The following is a 6,633-nucleotide window of genomic DNA, read 5'->3' on the forward strand; positions in this document are numbered from 1 at the left end:
CACCCGCTCCCGGGCGGGCCGTCCCCGCGCCGGAGCGGGTGCGCGTTCAGGCGCGGACCGGCACCGAGCCGGTCAGGGCAGCGTCCAGAACTGCGTCGTGATCAGGTAGAAGACCGCGACCCAGAACGCGGTCGCCGCGGCGACGATGCCGAGGCCGATGCGGTTGGTCTTCGCCGCCGGCTCGTCGGGATTCGGCCGCAGCCACCGCTTGAGCAGCCGGTTCACGTAGTAGGGCATCGTGAAGAAGGTCATGATGAAGCTCGACAGCAGGTTGCCGACGAGCAGCCCGAGCCAGAGCGGCATGTGCGCCGGCGACAGCGCGAGCGTCAGCAGCACCACGGTCGGGTAGAGGCCGGCCCAGACCGCGAGGGCGGTCTTGGCCTCCGAGGGCGGCGGCGCCTCCCTGCCGTTCTCCTCGAAGGCGAACCAGCTGCCGAACGAGTTGTCGATCGTGTGCAGCTTGAACTCGTTGAACTTCCGGCCCTCCTCCAGGATCTCCTGTCGCTCGGCCGAGGTCAGCCAGGCGTCGAGGTGCTCGGCGTTGTCGAACCGGTACAGCGTGGTCCACTCCTCCTGCAGCCCCTCGATCGGGCGGAAGAGCTCGGTGCCGCGGTAGCCCACGAAGGTGCTCTCCTCCTGGCTCATGCGCTGCTGCCAGGCGAGGAAGTCGTCGATGTGGTTCGGGTGGACGCGGTGGGTGACCACCATGGTCACCAGCGGATCCGGCGGCCTGGCACCGCCGCTGACCACCTGCTGGGTGGCCGGGCCGTCGAAGTAGACGCGGCCGACGTCGAGCAGGGTCTGCCGGGTGGCGCTGTTGATCCACGCCTGCAGGTGGGCGATCGAGTCGAACCGGTACACCACGACCCAGTCCGGCTGCAGGGCCGTCGGCGGGGAGATCTCCGCGCCGAGGTACCCGGTGTAGTCGGCGGCGGCGCTGTTGACGTCCAGCTGCCACGTCGCGTACTCCCGGTCCAGTCCGGGCCGGACCTTCTGGCCGATGATGGCCGTCGCCGTCGCGCCGTTGCGCTCCTCGGTGGTCATGTCGTCCGCCCCGTGGATGCCTGCCTGCTCCCGGCGAGCCGGCCGTAGATGCGCTCCGGGGTGAGCGGCAGCGCGCGGTGACGGACGCCCGTGGCGTCGTGGAGCGCGTTCGCCAGCGCCGGGGCCACCGGGTTGATGCAGCACTCCGCCATGCCCTTGGACCGCATCGGCCCGAAGGAGTCCGAGGACTCCACCAGGAGCACCTCGGTGCGGGGGACGTCGGCGTACGTGGGGATGCGGTAGTTGCGGAAGTTGGGGTTGACCATGACCCCGTCGGCGTCGACGTGGTGGTTCTCGGTCAGTGCGAAGCCGATCCCCTGGGCGACGCCGCCCTCCACCTGCCCGCGGACCTGCGCGGGGTTGATCACCACGGCGGCGTCGGTCGCCTGGACGCTGTAGAGCACCCGGATCTCGCCCGTCACCCGGTGGACGGCGATCCGGAACCCCTGTGTGTTGGAGGTGACGCTCCGGGGCGACCCGTAGGCCCGGCGGGCGGCGGTGAAGCGGATCCCGCGCGCCCGGGCCAGTGCGACGAGTTCGGCCAGGGACACCCGCCGGTCGCCGCAGACGACGCCGTCGTCGTCCATCGAGCACAGCACGACGTGGACGCCGGTGTGCGCCGCGGCGAACTCCAGGATCCGGTCGCGCACGGCGTTGGCCGCCCGCAGGACGGCGTTGCCCGCCACGAAGAGGCCGGCGCTCGCGAAGGCACCGGTGTCGAACCCGGTGCGGTCGGTGTCGGACTGGACCAGGCGGATCCGCGACGGCGTGGTGCCCAGCTGGTTGGCCGCGATCTGCACGTGGGCGGTCGAGGTGCCCTCGCCGAACTCGACCGTCCCGACCGACAACTCGTAGACGAGGTCGTCGCCGAGCGTGACCCACGCCTCCGAGATGTGGTCGGTCGGCGGAGCGGTCTCGTGCAGCGAACTCGCCACGCCCGTCCCGACCAGCCACCCCGGACCGGGCGGCGGCTCGTCGACCCGACGGGCCAGCGCGTCGGCCACCAGGTCGATGCACTTCCCGAGCCCGTCCTCGGTGAACATCACGTCGTCGGGGCCGTCGTGCATAGCGACCAGCGGATCGCCCGGACGCACGATGTTGCGCCGCCTCAGGTCGAGCGGGTCCATGTGCAGCGCGCGGGCCAGCTCGTCCATCGCCGACTCCACGGCGAACGCCGGCTGCGTCATCCCGTAGCCGCGCAGCGCCCCGCTCGGAACGGTGTTGGTGTACACGGAGTAGGCGTCGTACTTCTTGTTGGGGCAGCGGTAGATCATGACGGCCGCGCCGCCCGCGAACAGCGTCTCGCCGCCGTGGTTGCCGTAGGCGCCCGTGTTCGACACGTTGCGCACCTGGAACGCCGCGAGGGTGCCGTCCGCCTTCGCGCCGAGCCTGACCGTGAGCGTCATCGGATGCCGGGGCGAGGCGGTGGTGAACTCCTCCTCGCGGGTGTACTCGAAGCAGACCGGCCGGCCGGTGTCCAGGGTGGCGAGCGCGACCAGGTCCTCCGAGATCACCTCCTGCTTGCCGCCGAAGCCGCCGCCGACGCGCTTGCAGAACACCCGCAGCTGGTCCGGCCGCAGCGCGAAGAGGTACGCGAGCTTGACCTTGGCGATGGACGGCGACTGCGAACTGGTGCGGACGTTCAGCCGGCCGTCCTCCATCCAGGCGATCGATCCGTGGGTCTCCAGGTGCGCGTGCTGCACCCGCGGCGAGGAGTACGTGCCCTCGTGGATCACGTCGGCCTCGGCGAACCCCGCGTCCACGTCGCCGATGTGCGAGTGGAGTTCGAGCAGGATGTTGTGGACGGGGTCGCGGACGAAGGGGTCCGCCGTGCCGTGCAGCTGCGGCGCCCCCTCGGCCATGGCCTCCTCGGGGTCGAACACCGCCGGCAGGGGCTCGTAGTCGACGACGACCCTGCGGCAGCCCTCCTCGGCCGCCGCGACCGTGTCGGCCAGCACGGCGACGACGCGCTGGCCGACGAAGCGCACCGTGTCGTCGAGGACGAAGGTGTCGTCCGGGTCGACGAGGTGGTCGGTGTGGATCGCGGTGGTGAAGCGCTTGCGCGGCACGTCCTCCCAGGTGTAGACCCGCTGCACGCCGGGGACGGCGAGCGCGGCGGTCTTGTCGATCGAGACGATCCGGGCGTGCGCGTGCGGCGAGTGCAGGACCTTGAGGTGCAGCATGCCGTCGATGTGCGTGTCCATCGTGAACTCGGCGCGGCCGGTGACCACGTCGTTGGCCGCCGGCGCACCGACGCTCGTCCCGACGGCCTTGCCGGGCGCGGCCGTCTCCACGCCGGCGACACCCCGTACGGCGTCCTCGATCGCCCGGTAGCCCGTGCAGCGGCAGAGGTTGCCCTTCAGCGCCCTCGGCAGGTCCTCCTTCTGAGCCTCGGTGAAGGTGGCCGAGGTCATGATCATCCCTGCGGTGCAGAAGCCGCACTGGAAGCCCGGCGCGTCGCGGAACCGGCGCTGCATCGGGTGCAGGTTCCCCGGTGACCCGAGGCCCTCGATCGTCGTCACCTCGCGGCCCTCCGCACGGAAGGCGGGGGTGATGCAGCTGTGCACCGGAGTGCCGTCCACCCACACCGTGCAGGCGCCGCAGTCGCCCGCGTCGCAGCCCTTCTTGACGCCGTGGTGGCCGAGTTGCCGCAGGAAGGTGCGCAGGCACTGGCCGGGGGCCGGTTCCTCGTCGAAGCCCCTGCCGTTCACGATGTAGGTCATGCCGGACCCCCGGCTGTGAGTTCGCGGCGAATCTCTTCGGCGAAGTGCTGGGTCAGGTGGCGGCGGTGCTCGGGGGTCCCGTTGGGGTCCGCGAACCAGACGCCGTCGGGGATCGCGTCGACGGCGCGCCGCAGCGCGTCGGCGTCGGGCATCGTGTCGAAGGCCAGGCGCACGGGCCGCGTGGTGCCGGCGGTCACGGTGAGCAGCAGGTCGCTCGTGCCCGGCGTCCGGGTGCCGACGAGGAAAACCGTCGAGCGGCCGAGGCGGGTCAGCGAGAAGCGGCGGTGCGCGGTGCGTTTGCGCAGGGCGCGCGCCGGGATGTCGATGCGCCGCAGGATCTCCCCGGGCGCGAGGACGTTCCGGTTGTCGCCGGTGACGAAGTCGTGGGCGTCGACGGTGCGCACCGACCCGTCGGTGGCCCACAGTTCGTACGTCGCCTCCAGGGCGACGGTCAGGGTGATCATCGGGCCGGCCGGCAGCGACATGCAGATGTTGCCGCCGACGGTCGCCGAGTTCCAGACCTTGAACGAGGACAGGAACGCCTCGCAGCTCGTCGCCAGGAGGTGGCCGGCCGTCCACTCGCCGGGCGGCTCGAAGGCGTGGAGGTCACGGACGGTGCACGTGGCGCCGATCGCGAGACCGGTGTCGCTCGGGACGAGCGGCTCCCAGCGTAACGACGTCAGGTCGATCAGGCGGTCGAGGTGCGGCTGCTCCACGGAGTACAGCCAGGTCCCGCCGGCGAGCCAGGCGTCGCCCTCGCGCCAGTCCGCACCCGGCAGGTCGGCAGGTCGCCGCACGACTTCGGTGATGGTGTTGAGGTCCATGGCAATTGGTCTCGGCTCAGTGGACTCGCGGAATCCGACGGGTCGCGACGTGCGCCGGGAGCGGGCACAACCTCGAGCGACAGAGTCATGTTCCGGCCGCTGCGGTCGAGCTGTTCGAGGAAGGACCGGCGGGCGCTGGATTACCTTTCGAGCGTATACCGGAACGGGCCGGCAGGTGCGGCCGGACGGCCGCGGCCGCCGCGGGCCCGTAGGCCTCGGCGAGCCGGTGCAGGAAGTCCGCCGGGTCGAAGCGGTACTCCTGGGTGCCGACCGCCTCCAGGGCCAGGGTGGCCAGCAGGCAGCCGACCCGGGCCGCGGCGAGCACGGGCAGCCGCCAGACCGTCCCGGCCAGGAACCCGGCCCGGAAGGCGTCTCCGACGCCGGTCGGGTCGGCCAGGGCCCGCTCGGGCGGCGGGGCGGTGTGCACGGGCGGTGCGCCGCGGCGCTCGATCCGGACGCCGTCGGCGCCGAGCGTGGTGATCCAGCTGCCGACCCGCCCGAGCACCTGCTCCGCCGTCAGCCCGGTCTTGCGGAGCAGCAGTTCCCGCTCGTACGCGTTGGTGAACAGCAGCTCGGCACCGCCGACGAGCTGTGCGATCTCCTCGCCGTCGAGCCGGGCGAGCTGCTGGGACGGGTCCGCGGCGAACGGGATCCCGGCCCGGCGGCACTCCTCGGTACGGCGCCGCATGGCCGCGGGATCGTCCGGGCCGACCAGGACCAGCCGCGCCGGTCCGGTACGGGCCAGCACCCCCGCGAGGTCGATCTCCGCAGCGCGGGCCATCGCGCCCGGGTAGAAGGAGGCGATCTGGTTCTGCTCCCGGTCGGTGGTGCACAGGAAGCGGGCGGTGAACAGCTCCGGCACGGTCAGCACCCCGGTGGTGTCGACGCCGTTGGCGCGCAGCCAGGCGTCGTACTCGGCGTGGTCGGCCCCGGCGGCGCCGACCAGCACCGGGGCCAGCCCGAGCCGGCCGAGGCCGACGGCGATGTTGGCGCCCACGCCTCCGCGGCGCACCTCCAGCCCGCCGACCAGGAAGGAGAGCGAGACCCGGTCCAGCCGGTCGGGCAGCAGCTGTTCGGCGATCGACCCGGGGAACTCCATCAGGTGGTCGGTGGCGATGGAGCCGCTGACGACGATCCGCCCGGCCGGGTCGTACGCGGTGCTGGTCACGGGGGTTCCTTCCGGTGGCGGGCCGGTCACCAGCCGCGTCGGGCGGCCGGGATCCGGACGCCGTGGCGGAGGCGGGCGACGAGGGCGCGGCGCAGTCCGCGGTCGTGGTCGGTCTCGGCGGGCAGGTCGAGCTGGACGATGTCCACGCCGGCCGAACGGAGCAGGCCGATGCGGTCGGCGACGGTGTCCGGCGATCCGGTGTACGTGGCGGCGAGCGAGCGGCGGACGTAGGCGGCGACCTGGTCGGCACCGTCACTGCCGGCCCGCCGCGGGTCGGCGCGGCCGCGTTCGCGGTCCCGGTCGAGCTGGACGGCCTCGGCGAAGCCGTGGGCGCCGGGGCCCGCGGTGAGCCGCAGGGCGTCGCGCCGCAGCCGTCGGACGCGCTCCCGGGCGGCCTCGTCGGTGTCGTCGAGGACGACGGTGACGTGCCGCCAGATCCGCAGGGTGCGGCCGTGCGCGGCCGCGGCGGCCCGGACCTCGGCGATCCTGCGGCGGGTGTCCGGCAGCGGCAGCGGGCTCACCGCGTACACGTCGGCGTACCGGGCGGCCAGGGCGACGCCCTCCGGGGCGGAGCCGCCGAAGGAGAGCAGGTCGCCTCCCGGGTCGGGGCGCAGCCCCGGCCTGGCGCCGTGCACCCGGTAGAACTCGCCGTCGTGGTCGATGTCCTCGTCGGCCGCGAGGTAGCGCCGGAACACCTCCAGGTACTCGCCGGCCCGGCGGTAGCGGTCCGCCTTGCCGAGCAGGTCGCCGTCGCGGGCGACGTCCAGGTCGCTGGAGCCGACGATCACGTGGGCGGCCGCCCGTCCGCCGGAGAGCCGGTCCAGGGTGGCGAGGGCGCGGGCCGCGGTGGTGGGCGCGGCGGCGCCGACCCGGT

Annotated in this window: 5 protein-coding genes; all 5 read right to left on the minus strand. The window is 73.0% G+C overall.

Going from position 1 to position 6,633, the window contains the following annotated elements; all coding sequences use genetic code 11:
• Window positions 1–72: 72 nt before the first annotated feature.
• Window positions 73–1,044: an antibiotic biosynthesis monooxygenase gene (locus tag ABZ641_RS22100; protein WP_359984174.1), complete on the minus strand. Its 972-nt coding sequence runs from the start codon at window positions 1,042–1,044 to the stop codon at window positions 73–75.
• Window positions 1,041–3,767 carry a molybdopterin-dependent oxidoreductase gene (locus tag ABZ641_RS22105; RefSeq protein ID WP_359984177.1) on the minus strand — a complete coding sequence of 909 codons (2,727 nt, stop codon included), beginning with the start codon at window positions 3,765–3,767 and terminating at the stop codon, window positions 1,041–1,043. The genes ABZ641_RS22100 and ABZ641_RS22105 overlap by 4 nt, the downstream gene beginning before the upstream one ends.
• Window positions 3,764–4,591 carry an FAD binding domain-containing protein gene (locus ABZ641_RS22110; protein ID WP_344624119.1) on the minus strand — a complete coding sequence of 276 codons (828 nt, stop codon included), beginning with the start codon at window positions 4,589–4,591 and terminating at the stop codon, window positions 3,764–3,766. The genes ABZ641_RS22105 and ABZ641_RS22110 overlap by 4 nt, the downstream gene beginning before the upstream one ends.
• Window positions 4,592–4,676: 85 nt before the next feature.
• Window positions 4,677–5,690 carry a carbohydrate kinase family protein gene (locus ABZ641_RS22115; RefSeq protein ID WP_359984183.1) on the minus strand — a complete coding sequence of 338 codons (1,014 nt, stop codon included), beginning with the start codon at window positions 5,688–5,690 and terminating at the stop codon, window positions 4,677–4,679.
• Between the two features lie 95 nt (window positions 5,691–5,785).
• On the minus strand, window positions 5,786–6,633 hold an 848-nt coding region (locus tag ABZ641_RS22120; RefSeq protein ID WP_359984180.1), incomplete at its 5' end, for an LLM class flavin-dependent oxidoreductase.

Source organism: Kitasatospora sp. NPDC007106 (genome assembly GCF_040634455.1).
GTDB lineage: Bacteria > Actinomycetota > Actinomycetes > Streptomycetales > Streptomycetaceae > Kitasatospora > Kitasatospora arboriphila.

Excerpts from the sequence above, each read along its gene's own strand:
- ABZ641_RS22100 (WP_359984174.1), bottom strand. The coding sequence starts at position 1,044 with ATGACCACCGAGGAGCGCAACGGCGCGACGGCGACGGCCATCATCGGC.
- ABZ641_RS22105 (WP_359984177.1), bottom strand. The coding sequence starts at position 3,767 with ATGACCTACATCGTGAACGGCAGGGGCTTCGACGAGGAACCGGCCCCC.
- ABZ641_RS22110 (WP_344624119.1), bottom strand. The coding sequence starts at position 4,591 with ATGGACCTCAACACCATCACCGAAGTCGTGCGGCGACCTGCCGACCTG.
- ABZ641_RS22115 (WP_359984183.1), bottom strand. The coding sequence starts at position 5,690 with ATGGAGTTCCCCGGGTCGATCGCCGAACAGCTGCTGCCCGACCGGCTG.